This window comes from Roseomonas acroporae (assembly GCF_023223525.1).
Classification (GTDB): Bacteria; Pseudomonadota; Alphaproteobacteria; order Acetobacterales; family Acetobacteraceae; genus Roseomonas_E; species Roseomonas_E acroporae.
On record NZ_JALPRX010000132.1, the window covers coordinates 20351 to 37895 of the forward strand.

12 protein-coding genes are annotated in these 17545 nt (G+C 72.1%); 3 read left to right on the forward strand and 9 right to left on the reverse strand.

What is annotated here, in order from left to right; genetic code table 11:
• Nucleotides 1-147: 147 nt before the first annotated feature.
• Nucleotides 148-6168: an autotransporter outer membrane beta-barrel domain-containing protein gene (locus M0638_RS28975; RefSeq protein WP_282572274.1), complete on the forward strand. Its 6021-nt coding sequence runs from the start codon at nucleotides 148-150 to the stop codon at nucleotides 6166-6168.
• Between the two features lie 205 nt (nucleotides 6169-6373).
• Complete coding sequence (locus tag M0638_RS24665) at nucleotides 6374-7279, forward strand: AEC family transporter (RefSeq protein ID WP_248669614.1); 906 nt, start codon at nucleotides 6374-6376, stop codon at nucleotides 7277-7279.
• Between the two features lie 228 nt (nucleotides 7280-7507).
• Here the strand turns inward: M0638_RS24665 and M0638_RS24670 are convergent, their stop codons facing one another.
• The 9 genes from M0638_RS24670 to M0638_RS24710 all read right to left on the reverse strand — a co-directional run bounded on the left by M0638_RS24670 (nucleotide 7508) and on the right by M0638_RS24710 (nucleotide 16976).
• Nucleotides 7508-8686, reverse strand: coding sequence for a helix-turn-helix transcriptional regulator (locus M0638_RS24670; protein WP_248669615.1), 1179 nt, complete (start codon nucleotides 8684-8686; stop codon nucleotides 7508-7510).
• Between the two features lie 97 nt (nucleotides 8687-8783).
• Nucleotides 8784-10271, reverse strand: a complete 1488-nt coding sequence (locus M0638_RS24675; RefSeq protein ID WP_248669616.1) for a UbiD family decarboxylase — start codon at nucleotides 10269-10271, stop codon at nucleotides 8784-8786.
• Nucleotides 10259-10900, reverse strand: a complete 642-nt coding sequence (locus M0638_RS24680; RefSeq protein ID WP_248669617.1) for a UbiX family flavin prenyltransferase — start codon at nucleotides 10898-10900, stop codon at nucleotides 10259-10261. Before M0638_RS24680 ends, M0638_RS24675 begins: the two co-directional genes overlap by 13 nt.
• 112 nt (nucleotides 10901-11012) lie before the next feature.
• The gene (locus tag M0638_RS24685) at nucleotides 11013-12269 is read right to left on the reverse strand and encodes an amidohydrolase (RefSeq protein WP_248669618.1); all 1257 of its coding nucleotides are present in this window, start codon (nucleotides 12267-12269) and stop codon (nucleotides 11013-11015) included.
• Nucleotides 12262-12555: a hypothetical protein gene (locus M0638_RS24690; protein WP_248669619.1), complete on the reverse strand. Its 294-nt coding sequence runs from the start codon at nucleotides 12553-12555 to the stop codon at nucleotides 12262-12264. The genes M0638_RS24685 and M0638_RS24690 overlap by 8 nt, the downstream gene beginning before the upstream one ends.
• A gap of 124 nt (nucleotides 12556-12679) precedes the next feature.
• Nucleotides 12680-13429, reverse strand: a complete 750-nt coding sequence (locus M0638_RS24695; protein ID WP_248669620.1) for an IS5 family transposase — start codon at nucleotides 13427-13429, stop codon at nucleotides 12680-12682.
• A gap of 84 nt (nucleotides 13430-13513) precedes the next feature.
• Nucleotides 13514-14104 (reverse strand): Uma2 family endonuclease, encoded by a 591-nt coding sequence (locus M0638_RS24700; RefSeq protein WP_248669621.1) that lies wholly within the window; start codon nucleotides 14102-14104, stop codon nucleotides 13514-13516.
• An 11-nt stretch (nucleotides 14105-14115) separates the two neighbouring features.
• On the reverse strand, nucleotides 14116-14895 hold the full coding sequence (locus M0638_RS24705; RefSeq protein WP_248669622.1) for an exonuclease domain-containing protein: 780 nt from the start codon (nucleotides 14893-14895) through the stop codon (nucleotides 14116-14118).
• A complete protein-coding gene (locus M0638_RS24710) occupies nucleotides 14892-16976 on the reverse strand; it encodes an ATP-dependent helicase (RefSeq protein WP_248669623.1) in 2085 nt (694 codons plus the stop codon). Before M0638_RS24710 ends, M0638_RS24705 begins: the two co-directional genes overlap by 4 nt.
• A 185-nt stretch (nucleotides 16977-17161) precedes the next feature.
• Here M0638_RS24710 and M0638_RS24715 point away from each other — a divergent pair, with 185 nt between their 5' ends.
• Nucleotides 17162-17485, forward strand: a complete 324-nt coding sequence (locus M0638_RS24715; protein WP_248669624.1) for a hypothetical protein — start codon at nucleotides 17162-17164, stop codon at nucleotides 17483-17485.
• The last annotated feature ends 60 nt before the right edge of the window (nucleotides 17486-17545 follow it).

Below are 17545 nucleotides of genomic sequence, written 5' to 3' on the forward strand. Positions count from 1 at the left end.
TCCATCACTCCGAACGCCGACAAGAGCCTCCGGAAATTTCTCCCGCGCCTGCGCCTTGTCACCTCCTGTCGATAGTTCTGGAGATGTGCCGCCGCTTGATCAGCCGGACATGGTCGCCCGACACCGTGGCACAGGACCAGAGCGCGCATGTTCCGTCCCCTCGTATCGCACCTCCATCCTGGCGCCGCGCATCCCCATCGGCAGACCTTCCGTGCCCTGCTGCTAGGCTCGCTGGCCGGTCCGGCGCTGCTCATGGCACCGGCTTCGGCGCCGGCCTTCACACAGGACGTCTCGGGCGCGCCGGGTAGCGGCGGCAGCGGTGATAGCGGCTCCCCCCAGTACAACGGCAATGGCGGCCTTCCCGGCAATCCCGGCGGCACGATCGGCAGCGGCGCCGCGCCCCTCCAGCTCCAGGAACCCGCGGCCCTGACTGCCAATGGCGGCGACGGCGGCCGGGGCGCCGACTCCGGCCTGGGCACCGGTGCCACTTGGTCGAACGGCGGCAACGGCGGCGCGGGCGGCCGGGCCGGCGGCATCGGCCTCGACCTGTCCGGAGCGGTCTCGGGTGCCGGCAGCCCGGTGGACCTCCGCGCCGATGGCGGCAACGGCGGCGCGGGCGGCAACCGCGCCAATTTCGGGCGCGTCGGCGATTCCGGCGCCGGCGGGGCAGGCGGCAGTGTCACCTTCACCCAGACGGGCGGCTCGATCGACAACAGCGCGGCGGCTGCGCTGACCCCGGCGGTCTCGATCGACGTCCGGGGCGGGAACGGGCCGGACGCCAACGGATTGGGCGCGCAGACGGCCTGGGACCGGGCCGCCGGGCCCGCGGGCGGCAGCGGCGGGGCGGGCGGATCGGCGGGCGTGACCCTGAACGGCACGGTCAACGCGGCGGGGTCGGGCGTCGTCATCCTCAGCCAGGGCGGTACGGGAGGCACCGGCGCCGCAGCGGACGGCCCGGGCTCGGCGGTCGGCGGCGCCGGCGGGAACGGCGGCGCAGGCGGCACCATCACGGTCAGGCTCGGCGCGGGCGCCAGCATCCAGGGCCGCGGCGCGTCGGGCGAGGCCACCGGTGGCACGACGCCGCTCGACGGCGGCGCCACCGGCCAGCTCTCGGTCTCCTCGGCCGGGATCCTGGCGCAGAGCCTCGGCGGGGTCGCCGGTCAGGGCAACCTCGCCAATGGCGGCTCGTCGACCGGGGGCGCGGGCGGCAATGCCGGCGCCGGCGGCGCGGTGAGCGTGACGAGTAATGGCGGCTCGATCAGCATGAGCGGCTACTCGGCCGCCGGCATTCTGGCCCAGAGCGTCGGCGGCGTGGCCGGCAACGGCTCCACCGCCGGCGCCTTCTTCCGCGCGCGCGGTGGCCTCGGTGGCGCGGGCGCGGACGGCGCCGCCGTGAACCTCTCCACCTACGACAACGCGGCGGCCACGGCGCTCATCCTCACCCGAGGGGGCTTCTCCGACGGCCTCGTGGCGCAGAGCCTCGGCGGCGGTGGCGGGCAGGGCGGCTCGGTCCGGGTCTCGGGCTCGCTGACCTCCATCGCCATCGGCGGGCCTGGCGGGGCGGCCGGCCTGGGCGGAACGGTGAACCTCTGGAACGGCCAGCCGGCCGGGCAGAACACGGCGGCGATGCCGGGCGCGGCCATCTGGACCCAGGGCGACAACTCGGTCGGCCTGCTGGCGCAGAGCATCGGCGGCGGCGGCGGCCGTGGCGGCGATGCCTTCGTCGTCAGCCCCGGCAGCATCCTGGGCCTCGCCATCGGCGGCAGCGGCGGGGCGGGCGGCACGGGCGGCGGCGTGACCGCCTACAACACCGGTCTCGTCGAGACCGGGGGCGCGTACAGCTACGGCATCGCCGCGCAGAGCCTCGGCGGCGGCGGCGGCATCGGCGGCTCCGCGAGCACGCTCATGGTCGGATCGCAGATCACCGCCTCGGTCGCGATCGGCGGCGCCGGCGGCAGCGGCGGCAGGAGCGGCGCGGTCTTCGTCCAGAACACCGGCCAGATCGTCACCCTCGGCGACCACGCCTATGGCATCCTGGCGCAGAGCGTTTCCGGCGGCGGCGGCGCGGGCGGCTCGGCCACCAGCCACGACTTCCAGGTCTCCAGCGGCGACATCCCCTCCGTCAACCTCGTCATGGCCCTGGGCGGCACCGGCGCGGCCGGCGGCCAGGCGGGCAGCGTCACCATCGGCAATTCCGGCGGCGTGCTGACCACGGGCGACTATGCGCACGGCATCCTGGCGCAGAGCATCTCGGGCGGTGGCGGCGCGGGCGGGTCGGCCGGCGGCTCGGCGCTCTCCGTCGACGCGCCCACCATCACCGTCTCCACCACCCTCGGCGGCCAGGCCGGCGCGGGCGGCACCGCGGGCTCGGCACTGATCGTCAACAGCGGCCTCGTCATGACGCTGGGCCAGGGTGCCTTCGGCCTGGCGGCGCAGAGCATCGCGGGCGGCGGCGGCGTGGCCGGCGCCTCCAGCTCCAACACCGGCAATTTCCGGAACGGCGACCTCCGGGGCCTGACCCTGACGGTGACGACCGGCGGCGCGGGCGGGGCCGGCGGCGCGGCCGGCCAGGCCAGCGTCATCAATGGCGGCGGCATCTTCACCTTCGGCGACGGTGCCGCCGGCATGCTGGCGCAGAGCGTCTCGGGCGGCGGCGGCGCGGGCGGCGCGGCGTCCGGGCATGGCAGCGGCGGATTGCTCACCCTCAACATCGGCGTCGGCGGACGGGGTGGCAATGGCAATGTCGGCGGCAATGCCTCCGCCAGCAACAGTGGCTCCATCATCACCCTGGGCGGCCAGTCGCCGGCCATCCACGCGCAGAGCATCGGCGGTGGCGGCGGCACCGGCGGCATCGGCGCGACCGGCAGCGGCAACGGCCCCGAGGTCGCAGCGGGCAACTTCCTCGCCGGCGGCCTCGGCGTCTCTGCCCCGGTCGTCCAGCGTGCCGACGGCCTCTACTCGATCAGCAACAGCTGGTGGGGCGACTTCAACGTCTACGAGAACCTGCGCGACCTCGTGACCGGCTACCAGACGACGAACAGCGCGGTGCCGGCCCCGGCCCCGGCCGAGAACGGCTTCAACCTCGATTTCACCCTGAACGTCGGCGGCGGCCGGAGCGGCGCCGGTGGCAGCGGACAGGATGGTGGCCCTGTGAATGTGGTGAACGAAGGCACGGCCATCACCTCCGGCCCGGCCTCGGCCGGCGTCCTGGCGCAGAGCATCGGCGGCGGCGGCGGCGCGGGTGGCGCGGCGCAGTCCGGCTCCTTCACCGTCAACCGTACGCGCGACGTGGTCCTCAATGCCGGCGTCGGCGGCAGCCAGGGCATGGGCGGCAGCGGCAGCCTCGGCTCGGGGGCGGGAAGCTTCGGTGTCAGCGTGACCAGCAGCGGCATCATCGAGACCAGCGGCGATCTCTCGCCGGGTATCCTGGCGCAGGGCATCGGCGGCGGCGGCGGTCTCGCGGTGCAGACCCTCCTGCGGGACGCCACCAGCAGCAACGCCTCGATCCAGATCGGCGGCAGCCGTGGAGCAAGCGGCGATGGCGGATCGATCAGCGTCACGCTGGATCCCGCGGCGGCGAACAACCACATCCAGACGAACGGACGGGACGCGCCGGGCATCGTGGCGCAGAGCATCGGCGGCGGCGGCGGCGCGGTGCTGCTGCTGTCCACACCCTCCACCGGCGGCACGGCCCAGAGCGGCCAGCTTCCCGGCTCCACGCCGGTCGCCCTCAACCTGGGTGGCACGAACCCGAACGGGACCGATCCGCTGACGAGCGGCAATGGCGGCCAGGTCCAGGTGCAGCTCGGCCAGGGCGCGGCGGCCTATGGCTACCTGCAGACCATTGGCATCAACTCCCATGGCGTGCTCGCGCAGAGCATCGGCGGCGGCGGCGGCTGGGTGGCCGGCGGCAACAACCCCTCCACCTCCTCCGCGCTGCAGACGCTGGTGGGCACGCCCGGCGTCGTGCAGGGCAATGGCGGCCCGGTCGGCATCACGGTCTCCAACGGTTTCAACATCGGCACCTATGGCGCCGGCGCGGCCGGCATCCTGGCGCAGAGCATCGGCGGCGGCGGCGGGCTGTTCGGCGGGCTGAACAACTCGCAGTTCGTGACGCCCGGCACCACCACCCCGCAGGCCTCCGGCGCCGGCTCGGGCCGCTACGGCCAGGGCGGCGACGTGTCGGTCGACATCATCCAGGGCGGCCTCGCCACCTTCGGCGCCTACGCACCCGTGATCTTCGCCCAGAGCCTGGGCGGCGGCGGCGGCGTCATCGACCAGCCGGGGGCGACGGGCATCACCTTCTCCGCGGGCCAGCCCTACGCCTTCTGCGGCCATGGCCGCGACGGCACCTGCACCGGCAACGTCACGGTCACGATCGGCGGCAACTCGCTGGTCGAATCCCTGGGCGCTAACTCGACGACGATCTTCGCGCAGAGCCGCGGCAACGGCGTCAACAACGTCGACATCAACGTCAACGACGGCATCGTCCGGGCGAGTGGCAAGGGTGGCATCGCCCTGGTGATGGACAGCATGGGCACCGCCAACCTGACGGTCCAGGCGGCCGGCACGATCCAGGCGACCGGCAGCGCGACCTCGGCCATCGTCTCCTGGGGTCCGTTCACGGCCAACAACGCCGGGACGGTCCAGGGACAGGTGCAGAGCCTGGGCAACTCCACCTTCAACAACCTGGCCGGCGGCTATCTCAACCCCGCCGGCTCCATCTATCTCGGGACGAACGGGATCCTGAATAATGCCGGCCGGCTGGACCTGACCCAGACCGCGCAGACGACCTATCTGACGGGCCATCTGCACAATACCGGCACCATCATCACCTCGACCGACCATGCGGCGGGCGTGGCCTCGACGCTCAGCATCGTCGGCAGCGCGCAGCTCGGCGGCACGATCGAGGTCCGGCCGGTCAGCCTGGCGAACCGGGCCGTCACGGTGCTCACCGCGACCGAGGGGCTGACGGTGGACCCTAACCTCGCCGCGACGCGGCTGCACCTCTACACCTTCCTGCCGCGGCAGCAGGGCAACGACCTGCTGATCCAGCCGCAGGCGCAGTTCGCCGCCCAGGCGGCCGGGCTCGGCGTCAACCAGCGCCAGGTTGCCGATCACCTGCAGAGCCTCTGGGACGACGGCGCGCGCTTCGACGCCGGCTTCACCACCCTTGCCCGTATCGCCGATGCCGGGGCCTACCGAACCGCGCTGAACAGCCTCTCCGGCGAGACCGTCAGCGCCGTCTCGGCGGCGCGCCTGACCGCCAGTCGCAACTTCGTGACCAACCTCTACAGCTGCCCGGCCTATCAGGGCCTGGGCGTGGTCTCGCACGAGGAGGCTTGCAGCTGGGCCCGCGTCGTCGGCAACGGTGCCACCCAGGACACCAGCAACGCCGCACTCGGCTACAGCATGGCGTCGCAAACCATTCAGTTCGGCGGCCAGTGGGCGTTGCGGCCCGACTGGTTCCTCGGCCTCTCGGGCGGCTACGAATACGGTCGCTTCTCCGGTGCCGAAGGCAGCTCGCGGGTCACGGGCGACAACCTGCTGATGGCTGCGGTACTCAAGCACCAGCGCGGCAACTGGCTCTTCTCGGCCGGGCTGGACAGCGGCTACGGCTGGTACGAGAGCAACCGCGTCATGAGCCTGGGCGACTGGTCCGGCGTGGCCCGCGGCTCACCGACGGCCTGGCATCTCGGGATCAACGCCCGGGTGAGCTACCAGATCCCCTTCGAGACCTGGTATCTGAAGCCGACGCTGGACCTGCACGCGACCCATGTTCGGAGCGGCGGCTATACCGAGAGCGGCGTCGGCCCGTTCAACCTGACGGTGGACTCGCACAGCAGCCTGGCCGTGGCGGCAACGGCGATGCTCGAGGTAGGGACGCGCTTCGCCTTCAGCAATGGCGGCGTGCTGCGGCCCTATGCCCGGCTGGGCATCACCGCGGTCGGCGTGGACGGCTGGGCGACGACGGCGCGCTTCGCAAGACTGCCGACAAGTCCGGGCTTCCAGACGGGCACGCCGGTTTCCGGCATCATGGGGCGGATGGCCGCCGGCGTTACGCTGACGGCCAGCGAGCACTGGGACGTCACCGTGCAGTACGGCGCCGATGTTTCCGCCGGCTATCTCGCCCATACCGGGACCGCGCGCGTGGCTTACCGGTTCTGACCGGGCGGTGGGCCTGCGCCCAGCGAAGGCGGAAGGCCGGGAAGAAGCTTTCTGCACCTCTCCCGATCCTCATGATGGCGAGCGGTAGCCCTGGCATACCCGCTACCCAATCCGTCGCCGTGCCATCAACGTCCGGAAGTGGGCTGGCCTCGCTCCTGTGACAAACCGCGACATCGGTCGCACGACGCCTTGACAGGAGCGCCCCTTGCATCAGATCGCCCTGATCGTCGTCTGCCTCGTCATCGGCATCCTGCTGCGCTGGTTGGGGCAGCTGCCGGACAGCTCAACCAAGGTGCTGAGCGGCTGGGTCATCAACGTGGCGCTGCCAGCCGCGGCGCTCCGCAGCGTGCACGACCTCGATCCGGTCGGCAATTGGTGGCTCGCCGCGGCGACGCCCTGGATCGGCGCGCTGCTCACCCTTCTTCTGCTCGTGCCGCTTTGCCTGGCGATGGGTTGGACGCGGCAGCGGACGGGCGCGCTGATGCTGGTGGGCGGCTGGTCCAACACATCCTTCGTCGGCCTGCCGATGATCGCGGCCTTCGCCGGCAGCCAATGGGTCGGCCTCGGCATCGTCATTGATCTGTTCGGCTCCTACCTCGCACTCTCCACGCTGGGTCTCGCGGTCGCAGCGGTCGCGAGCTCGGGGCGTCTCGACTGGCGGGTGGTGGCAAGGCGCGTCGTGACCTTCCCGCCTTTCCTCGCCATCCTGTTGGCTTTCGCCACCGACCATCTGGCGCGACCGGATTGGCTGGAGCAGCTGTTCGACGAGTTGTCCGGCACGCTGACGCCGATCGCGTTGGCCGCCGTGGGCTTCGCGCTACGCTTTGATCGCATTGCCGGCCGGATCACGGCATTGGGCGTCGGGCTTGGCTATCGGCTTTTCCTCGCGCCGCTGGGGATCCTGGCGATGTATGTTGCGCTCGGCCAGGCCGGCGATCCAGTGGCCAAGGTCGCGATGCTGGAGATGGCCATGCCGCCCATGCTCGGCGCCAGCATCATCGCCATGGACCACGACCTGGAGCCCGACCTCGTGGCGTTGCTCATCGGCATCGGCGTGCCGCTCTCGCTGCTGACGGCATGGGGATGGTGGTCCATCATCGCGATTTTTTGAGGGTGAGGATCGTGGTGCATGGATCGGCCGTGGCTACGATGAACGACGCAACCACCTCTGGTGTCGTGCCCGACACGGCCAGCAGGTTTCCGCCGATCGTCGCCGTCTCCTTCACCGCCGCCGTGCTACCGCAGCCCTTGCGATCCAGCAGGCAGCGTAGGCAAAGCCAGCTTCCCTCTGCCGTTGCCACGTTCGGCACGAGCCCTGACAGGTCGCTTGTTGCCGGGATCAGCCAGGCCCCTGTGGCACCAGCGCCCCCAGGGTGGCGAGCGACCGTTCCAGGTCTCGGAGGTTGGCGGCGCCCGACTTGTCGAGGATCGCGCGGACCTGGCTGCGCACCGTGCCGAGCGCCACCGCCCGTTGCCGTGCCACCTCCTCCGCACTGACGCCGCCCGCCAGCGCGACCGCCACCTCCGCCTCTGCCTGACTGAGTCCGAAGACGTCGCACAGCATCCCGACGGGGGGAGCGACGCCGCGGGCGACGTCGTGGACGACGATCAGGGCGAACGGCTCCGTCCCGGCGCCGGCCTCCGCGGCCAGGGTGGCCGGCGCGGGCGAAACCGTCATGACGGCCACGGGCGGCCGGTCGCCGTCCGGCTCGTCGGCCCGCAGCCGGAGCGAGCCGCCGACGCCGCCGGAGGTCGCGGAGGCGACGAGCTGGCGCAGCCGGACCGCGTCGTCCCGATGGCGTGGCGAGAGGTAGGTGCCGCCGTCAAGCCGCGGGCCCGCATGGGCCAGCGAGGCCGGCGCGCCCGGCCGGCCGAGATGGGCGGCGGCAGCCGCGTTGGCGAAGCGCACCCCGAGCCCGGCATCGACCAGCAGCAGGCCCACCGGCAGTGCGTCCACCGCCGTGCGCGAGACGGACGCGGCCTCGGCCTGGAGCCCGAGCCGCCTCTGCAGCTCCAGCGCACGCTGCAGGTGCGGCAGGAGGGTCTCCAGACGGCGAAGGTCACTGCCGTCGAAGGCCTCCGCGCCGCTGTCGCGATACAGCGAGAGAGGTGACGCAACGCGGACGCCGACCATGCCGCTCATCATGTGGCGCATGCCGTTCCGGCGCGCGAAATCGGTGTAGAACTCGCTGCGGAGATACTGGTCCTCCGGCACGATCTCGGGCCCGAGCTTGGCCGTGCCGACATGGCGGGCCCGGCCGGTCGAGAAGTCCCGACGGGCCTGGGCGCGGAACGGATCCACCCGGTGGAAATACGCCGCGTACAGCGCCTCCGACGCGGTCGTCGGCCGCAGCAGGTTGTGCAGCCCGCTGCCTTCGCCATCGACCCGGAACACGGCGGTCCGCGCGTCGAAGAGCCGGCAGAGCCGGTCGCCGACCCCGAGCCATCCGCCGTTCCCCATCGCGGCTTCGTAGATGGCGCCGACGCAGTCGGCGAGGTCCCGCTCGCGGTCCGCCACGCACATCCTCCGGCCCGGCCGACCGGATGATGCCGCATCGGAACGAGGCCCACAACATGGGAGTCCGAGGTGACGCCGCCTCCCTCTCCTCGCGGACTCATTCGACGAAGCCGTACTCATGCCAGCGCTTCAGCACGCGATCGACCACCGCATGCGGGTAGCCGTGCCGGAAGGAGGCGCGCACCGGCAGGGCCTCGCCCCATTCGTCGGGTGGCAGGCCGTTGTAGACCATCTTCGCGCTGGTGCCGGACAGCTTCTCGTCCTGGCGCAGATAGGCGATCAGCGGCGCGGTATCCTCGCCGTTGAAGGGAACGTTGCCGACGGTCGGGTGGCAGCGCGTGGCGAAGGCCCAGACCAGCTCCTTCAGGTCGGTCGGGTCGATGTCGTCGTTCAGCACGATGATTTTCGGGGTCGTGGCGCCGGCCTTGCTGTGGAAGACCGCCTCGCCGATGCGCCGGCAGAATTCCTCGCTGTCCCCGGCGCCGCTGCGCCGCCGCCAGTCGCGCGGCACGGTGACGACCACCCAGTGCAGCACGGCCTCCAGCGGCGCCCAGGCGAAGGTCACGGGCAGGCCGGCTTGGCGGAGCTGGTGCAGGATCTGCGCCGCCGACATCACGCCCCAGACCGTGTGGTTCTCCTCCGCCGGCTCGCCCGCGACCACGACCGGCAGGATGGCGTCGTCCCGGTGGCTGATGGCCGTCACGCGATAGACCGGTCGGGGCGCCGGCGTGCCGGGCCAGAGGTAGCCGGCGAACTCGCCCATCGGCCCCTCGGGCACGGTCTCGTCGAGATGCAGATGGCCTTCGATCAGGATCTCCGCGCTGGCCGGCGCCTCCAGCGCCACGGTGCGGCAACGAACGGTCGGCACCGGCCGGTTCAGCAGCGCGCCGAGCCGGTCGGCCTCGTCCACATGGGCAGGCAGCGGCATGCCGCAAACGAAGGGGATGCCCGGCTCGACGCCGAGCGCCAGCGCAAAGGGCATGGGCTTGCCGATGTCGGCCCAGGCCCTGGCGACCATGCCGACATGCTGCTGCGGCGCGACGATGCCGGAGAGCCGGTGCCCGTCCACCAGCATCATCCGGGCGATGGACCAGTTGGTCCAGGCGCCGTCTGGCGTGCGCGCGACGATGCAGCCATAGGTGTTGAGATAGCGGCCGCCGTCGCCCGCATGCAGCAGCGGCACCGGCAGGCGGTCGAGATCCACCGCCTCGCCCGTGGCGACGTTCTCGAAGCAGGGCGCGTCATCCACGACGACGGGCCGGATGCCGGGCAGGTCCAGGCTGGCGACCACCGCCTCCAGGATGTCCTGCCCGCTGGACCGCGGGGCGAGGCCCAGCGAGACGGCGATGCGCGCGAGGCGCATCCCGGGCTGCCGGCTGGTCCCGGCCGGCGCGCCCAGGATGCGGAAGCCGCCGGGATGATCGGAATAGGCGCCGAAGAGCGGCGCGGGCGCGCCGGTCTCGTAGCAGCGGCGGATGATCGCGCCGAGCTCCAGGTCGAGCGCCACGGGGACGTCGATGTCCTGGATCTCGCCCAGCTCGCGCAGAAGGGCGATGTAGTGGCGCAGGTCGTTCACGGGCCGCATGCGATGTCCTCCTGGGCGGCAGTCGGGGCGAGGGCGTGGGGCGGGCGGCCATCCCAGCGGCGCAGCAGCCCGGCCTCCAGCCCGTAGAGGTCGAGCACGCGGCCGATCGTGTGCCCGACGATGTCGGCCACGCTCCGCGGCCGGTCGTAGAAGGCGGGCACGGGCGGGAAGACGATGGCGCCGTTCTCGGTCGCCGCGGCCATGGCGCGGATGTGCCCCGCATGCAGCGGCGCCTCGCGGAACAGTAGCACGAGGCGGCGGCGCTCCTTCAGGCAGACATCGGCGGCGCGTGTCAGCAGCCCGTCGGTGTTGCCGGTGGCGATGGCCGAGAGGCTGCGCACCGAGCAGGGCGCCACCACCATGCCCATCGTCCGGAACGAGCCGGAGGCGATGGCGGCGCCAATATCCTCGTCATGGTACCAGCGGTCGGCCATCTCGCGCGCCTGGCGGGTGGTGACATCGGTCTCGTAGGCCAGGGTCCGCTCGGCGGCCTTGGTCATGACGAGATGCGTCTCGATGCCTAGCTCGCGCAGCGCCTCCAGCAGGCGCAGGCCGTAGGCGACGCCGGTGGCGCCGCTGAGGCCGACGATCATCCGCCGACGCTCCGGGATCGGGTTGTGGTCGGGCATGGGTGCGGTCCTTTCGTGGCGCCCTGCGTGTCGTCGCGCCCTGGGTGGAGCGGCGGCGCGGCCGCCTCGTCGCCATGACTGCGGATGGCGTCGAAAAAGCAGCGGCCGGCGGTCAGGCCGCCTCCGTCCCCGGTGCCAGCCAGGCGTCGGCCGCCGCCAGCAGGGCCTCGATGCCCGCCTCGAGCGTCGGCGCGATGACCGGCGCGAAGTTCGGCATGTGGTTGGACGGGAGGTCGTCCAACCCGCCGGCCTTCTCCGCCGCCTCGAAGACTGCCGGGTCCGTGCCGCCGACGAACCACATCACCGAGGGCACGCCCCAGGCCGCGCCGAGGAGGCCGAAATCCTCGCTGGCCGCGGCGGGCGGAACCTCCCGCAGCCGCTCCGCGCCGAGGCGGGCGCCGATGGCGGCCATGGCGCGCTCCGTCGCGGCCCGGTCGTTGCGCGTGACGGGATGCTGGCCGAGCACCGCGAAATCCGGTGGCCGTGGCGCGCCGGAGGCCTGCGCCTCCGCCTCCAGGATGCGTCGGATGGCGGCCAGCACGCGCGCGCGCACCTCGTCGCGGAAGGCGCGGACGTTGAGCCGCAGCAGCGCCCGGTCGGGGATGACGTTCTCGGTCCGCCCGGCCAGCAGCGCGCCGACCGTGACCACGGCGTTCTCCTCCATCGCGACCTCGCGGCTGACCACGCCCTGCAGGCGCATGACTGCCGAGGCGGCCATCACCACGGGGTCGATGCTCCGCTGCGGCATGGAGCCGTGCGCGCCGCGGCCGAAGAGCGTCACCTCCCAGCTGTCGGCGCCGGACATCGCGACGCCCGCGCGCCAGCCGATCGACCCGGCGGGCGCGGGCGCCACATGCTGGGCGAGGGCGACGTCGGGCTTCGGGAAACGCGTCACGAGGCCGTCGGCGAGCATGGCGCGGGCACCGGCGGCGGTCTCCTCGCCCGGTTGGAAGACGGCCATGACGGTACCGTTCCAGGCATCACGGCTCTCGCTCAGCAGCCTTGCCGCGCCCATGAGCCAGACGACGTGCATGTCGTGGCCGCAGGCATGGGCGATCGCGGTCGCCCCGCCGAAGCGGTCGGTCCCGGTCGCGGTGCTGGCATAGGGGAGGCCGGTGCTCTCCTGGATGGGCAGGGCGTCCATGTCGGCACGCAGCAGCACCGTGCTGCCCTCCCCGTTGCGCAGCAGGCCGACCACGCCGGTGCCGCCGACGCCGCGCGTGACCTCGTAGCCGTGCCGCTCCAGCCAGGTGGCGGCGATCTCCGCGGTCCGATGCTCCTGCATGGAGAGCTCGGGATGGGCGTGGAGGTCGCGATAGACCGCCGCCAGCTCCTCGATCAGGGCGGTCCCGGGGGGCGGCCTATTCATGGGCGGGGACTTCCGGTGCGGCAACGGTCTCGCAAGCCGGCATGGAGCCCCGGGTCAGTGCCCAGATCTCCCGTCCCAGCCGCAGGGCGAGCCCGGCGGGCAAGGTGCCGGGCTCCTCGAGAAGGTCAAGGAGATCCAGGATGCGGGCTTGGCCGCCGCCAGCCAGTCCGGCGCACTGGATGCACATGTCGATTTCCGCCTTTGGTCCGGCAGGGGTAGGATGCCACACGCGGTCGGACAGGCGCGGGGGCACCGCGATGTCGCCCCCGACACGCTGGATGCGCATCGTCACTTCTGGAGATGCCACCTTTTTCGGTACTCTCGACCGGCCGTCACCGACGATCTGCACCTACTTGACTGTGTTGCACGGATCCGGACTACCGACGCAGCAGGCTGGCGAGATGCTTCGATCAGGTGACGCGGACATAGTCGGGCCGTCCAAGCTCGAGCATCCTGTTCAGCGCGGCGATGGCGATCGCCACCTCGGTTGCCCGCCTCCCGTCGGTGCGCGATCGCAGCCCGTCGCCGATCACGCGCTTGAACCTGCCGATGTCGGCCTCGACCAGGGCACGGAAGTTGTAGCCCGATCGCGTCTTCCAGACCATGCGGCCATGCCGGGCGATGCTGCTCAGATGCTGGTCGCGCTGGGTTGGCGCCGTCTTGGCGGTGTCGCTGGGCACGGCGTCGGCGCGGGGCGGGATGATCACCGCCGCCGCGGGATGCTGCGCGGCGACCTCGACGTAGACACTATCCTGATCGTAGGCGCCATCGGCGGTGAGGGAGGCGACCGGGCAAGCCACCTGGTCAAGCAATGGCCTGATCTGCGAAGCATCATCGGCGTCGTGCGCCGTCAGCAGCGCCGTGGCGATCCGGCCGGTGTCGGCATCCACCCCGATGTGCAGATTGCGCCACCCGCGCCTGGTCCGGCCGCCATGCTTCTCCACCAGCCACTCGCCCGGGCTGCCCAGCTTCAGCCCCGTGCTGTCCACGATCAGGTGCACCGGGCGGCGGCCAGGGCGAGGCCGTGGCATGGCCAGCGTCTCGCCCCGGCGGCTGAGAGTGGTGTGGTCCGGCACCGGCAGGTCCAGCCCGAGCCGGGCCATGACCGACCCGCTCAACCCCTCGGTCTGGCGCAGCGCCAGCCGGAACACCGTCCGCACTCGGCATCCTGCTATCTGCATAGATCAACCACGTCACCCCAAAGCCCCATATCCCCTTTGGCGCGAGTGCTGACAGAACCGATATTATCGCGCTGGCACATCTTCCGGTGTTTCATCATTCGAGCCGGAAAGGTCCAACCCCTCGTAGAGTTCGAGCAGCGGTACTTCGATGCCGATCTCGGGCATGACGAGGATGGCATCGTCGGCCAGGACGTCGCCCTTCCAACCTGCCTCGGAACGGGAGAACACCGTGGCCCCGATCCGCTCCTGCTCCAGCATGACGTAGCGCTGGACGGAGGTGATCGAGGCATATTCGCGGTTCTTGGTGATATGGTCGGTGCTCGCCGTGCTGCGGCTGAGCACCTCGAAGATCACCACCGGCTCCGGCACGGTCATGCTGTCGCTGGCCGCCTTCGTGCAGCTGACCGTGCCGTCGGGATAGCGACTGGTCCTTGCCGTGACGACCTTCAGGTCGCTCCCATAGAAGGCGCAGGGCTTGCCGCGCAGACGCCCGCCGATCGAGATAGCCAGGTTACGCTGGATGATGGCGTGAGCGACCGTACCGCCGGTCATGGCGACGGGTTGGAAGCCGTCGAACTCGTGGCGCAGTTCCTGCCGCTCCTCCCAGGCGAGGAACTCCGGCAGGGTCATGGGCTGGCGCAGCGCGAGGGTCATGGTGGATCAGCCTAGCACGAAGGAGGGCGGGAATCGTGGCTTGCGTCGGCCGCAGCGTGCTGCCGCCGCTGCATTTCCCGCCGGGCGCACCAGATCACATCCGCCTCCATGTCGGCCTGGCGCAGCATCCAGTCGAGGTAGTCGAGCGGCACCGCCGTCCAGGGCAGGCCGCGGTGCTTGCCGAAGGGCAGAGCCGGCAGGTGCCTGGGCTCCCTCGACCAGGCGATCATCTCCTCCCCCGCCACGGTCCGGAGCAGCTCGACCAGCAGGCTCGCCGTGACGTAGGCGTCCGGGCCCGCGCGGTGTGGCGGCATGGCGAGCGACGGGTCGAGCCGCAGGCCCCGCCAGTACCGGAGCACCTGGTTCGAGTGCCTCGGTGCCTCGGGCCAGGCTCGCAACGCCACCTTGTAGGTGCAGATCCAGGGCAGGTCATCGGTCGCCGCCGTGGTGACGAAACGCTGCTCGAACTCGGCATTGTGCGCTACCAGCGCGTTCGGCGGTTCGCCACCCCAGATCGCGAGCCGCAGCCGCTCGTTGGTGCAGACCGGCGTGTCGACGTCGAAATCCGCCTCAGTGATGTGGTGCACCGCCATGGTCTCGGGCGGGATGCCGTGCAGCGGCCGGTAGAGCCGCGCCATCGGCCGCTCGACGCGCCACGTTCCGTGCTCATGCACCACGTCCACCCGGCCGAACTCGATCACCTCGGCCGGAGGCGCCTCGCCCGTGGTCTCGATGTCGATCACCCGCAGCCGGAGCAGAGGCCGCCCGGGGGTGGGCAAGGCCGCGCTCACCGCCGGGCCTCGGCTGCCTTGCGGGCCCGGAACTCGGCCACCAGCCGATCGGCCTCGGCCCTGGTTGGCGGCGGCATGGCCTTGAGGCGTGATTCCACGTCAGGGTGGGCGGAACGCCTGAAGCCAGGGGCCGCTGCCCCAGCCCCCTCGACCAGCACGTTCGGGATCTCGGCCAGGAAGCGCGACGGCTTGCCGGCCCATTCGCGCCGATGGCGCGCCCAGCTCAGGCACAGCGAGTGCCGGGCGCGGGTCAGCCCGACGTAGAAGAGCCGCCGCTCCTCGGCCAGGGTGCCGTGTTCCTCCGCCTGCCAGTGCGGCCAGACCCCTTCCTCCAGCCCGGCCAGCAGCACGTGGTCGAACTCCAGCCCCTTGGCCCGGTGCAGCGTCATGACCGGCACGGCGTCGGCGGCGACCTCGCCGGAGGCCTCGTCGAGGGCGGCGGCGTCGCAGTAGGCCGCGACGCTGCCCGCCTGGTCCGCCGCGCGCAGCGCCGCCTCCCAGGCCATGTCCAGCCGGCCAGTGCCGCCCTCGCGCAGCCGCTCGCCGAGTTCGCTCGCCTCGGCGGCGAGGCGCAGCGCGTCGGCCGGGCCGAGCCGGCCGCGGGCGATGCCCTCGCCGATCTCGCGCGCCACGCCGAGCACCGCCTCCAGCCCCTGTCGCTCGGCAGGGGTGGCCGGCAAGGTGGCGACGGCCGCTGCCAGGGCGAGGCCGCACTCGGCCGCGTGCGCGCGCAGGCGGCCGAACAGCGCGGCGCCGATGCCGCGGGCGGGGAAGGCGCAGGCACGGCGGAAGGCGTCGTCGGCTGCCGGATCCCAGCGTTCGACCCGGCTGCCGGAGGACCGGACATGGCCATCGGCCTCCCGGCTCATCGCCAGCCGCAGCCAGGCGATGGCCGCCAGCACCTCACGCGGCATCTCGGGCTCGCGCTCCTGCATCAGTCGCGCTGGGATGCCCGCCTCGCGCAGGGCGGCAAGGATCGGTTCGGCCACAAAGCCGGCCCGCACCAGCACGGCGCATTCGCGCCAGGGAAGGTCGGGCTGGCGGCGCCGCAGCGCCTGTGCCCAGGCGACAGCGCAGCGCCCTTCCTCCTCCGGCGTGTCCGCCTCGCGGATGGCAATGGCCGCCCCCGGCCCCGCCTGCGGATCGGCCGGACGCAGGGTCTTTTGCAGCGCCTCCGTATCCTGCCGCGCGACCGCGTTGGCGGCGCGCAGGATGGTGGGGGTCGAGCGGTAGTTGGTCTCGAGCTTCAGCGGCACCGGGGCGGCGGGATAGTCGCGGCCGAAGCGCCGGATGTGGGTGACGTCGGCACCGCGCCAGCCATAGATCGCCTGCAGGTCGTCGCCCACCGCGAAAAGCCGGCCTGCTGTCCCGGCCAGCAGCCGCAGCAGGGCATGCTGGGCGTGGTTGGTGTCCTGGTACTCGTCCACCAGGATCTCGGCCCAGCGGCCGGAACAGCGCGCGGCGAGGGCCGGGTCGGCCCGCATGGCGGCGACGGGGGTGGCGATCAGGTCGTCGAGGTCGAGCGCCTGCCGCTCCGCCAGCGCCGCCTGGTAGGCCGGCAGCAGAGCGGCGGCGCGGGCCAGCGCCTCAGGATCGAAGCGCGCCAGCGCCATCGAGCGGGGCAGCCGGCGCGGCTCGGTGGCGAGGCCGTTCTTGAGCAGCGACACGCCCTCGGCGAGCAACGCTGCCTCCTTGCCGTCCTGCGCGCCGGCGATACGGGCCAGCAGCCGCCGTGCCTCGCCCTGCGGCAGGATGGCGAAGCCGCGCGGCAGGCCGGGGATGCCGCCGCCCTCGGCCAGCAGCAGGCGGGCCATGACGGCGTGGAAGGTGCCGACCCAGCGCGGCGCGCGCTCGGGGCCGAGCAGGGCGGTGAGACGGGCGCGCATCTCGCCTGCCGCCTTGGTGGTGAAGGTGATGCAGAGCAGCCGCTCCGGCGCCTCGCCACGCTCGATCAGCGCCGCGACGCGCCGAGTCAGGGTCTCGGTCTTGCCGGAGCCGGCGCCGGCCAGCACCAGCACGGGCGCCGGAGCGGTCGCCGCGGCGCGCTGCTCCGGGTTCAGGGGCGCGAGATGATCGGCCATGGCCGGGAGGAACAACGGCCGACCGCGAGGGTCAACCGTGATGAGCGTCTGCTTCGGAAGCAGTCGCGGGCGGATTGCGGACTGCTCCCCCGATCCGCCACCCTGCCAGTGGGACTGTCGGGGATGCCCGGCAACGGGCTGCGTCGTTCGCCTCGGGACACCGGCCCGCCAGCAGAGGGGACATCATGCCGATCAACATCGACAGCCTGAGCGAGGCCGACCTGATCGACCTCAACCGCCGGGTGGTGGAGCGCCTGCGCCTGCTGCAGCAGATGCGCGCCCATACGCAGATGCTGGCGTTCCGGGTTGGCGACCGGGTTAGCTTCCAAGCCGATGGCCACGGCCCTATCGAAGGCATGCTGACGCGCTACAACCGCCGGACCGTTACCGTGATCACCGACGATGGGCATCAGTGGAATGTCTCGCCGTCGCTGCTGAGCAAGGCCGTGCCGGCAACCGGAACCGGGGTCAGGCCTCAGGGGCGCTCGAACGTGATCCCGCTGAAATAGGTCAGGCCGCCATGACGTACCCGTCCGGCATATACCGCCTTCCCTGACCTGCGCGTCCGC

Bases quoted from the DNA above. Each gene is read 5' to 3' on its own strand.
- M0638_RS28975 (WP_282572274.1), top strand. From the start codon at position 148: ATGTTCCGTCCCCTCGTATCGCACCTCCATCCTGGCGCCGCGCATCCC.
- M0638_RS24675 (WP_248669616.1), bottom strand. From the start codon at position 10,271: ATGCGGCCCGTGAACGACCTGCGCCACTACATCGCCCTTCTGCGCGAG.
- M0638_RS24680 (WP_248669617.1), bottom strand. From the start codon at position 10,900: ATGCCCGACCACAACCCGATCCCGGAGCGTCGGCGGATGATCGTCGGC.
- M0638_RS24685 (WP_248669618.1), bottom strand. From the start codon at position 12,269: ATGAATAGGCCGCCCCCCGGGACCGCCCTGATCGAGGAGCTGGCGGCG.
- M0638_RS24690 (WP_248669619.1), bottom strand. From the start codon at position 12,555: ATGCGCATCCAGCGTGTCGGGGGCGACATCGCGGTGCCCCCGCGCCTG.
- M0638_RS24700 (WP_248669621.1), bottom strand. From the start codon at position 14,104: ATGACCCTCGCGCTGCGCCAGCCCATGACCCTGCCGGAGTTCCTCGCC.
- M0638_RS24710 (WP_248669623.1), bottom strand. From the start codon at position 16,976: ATGGCCGATCATCTCGCGCCCCTGAACCCGGAGCAGCGCGCCGCGGCG.
- M0638_RS24715 (WP_248669624.1), top strand. From the start codon at position 17,162: ATGCCGATCAACATCGACAGCCTGAGCGAGGCCGACCTGATCGACCTC.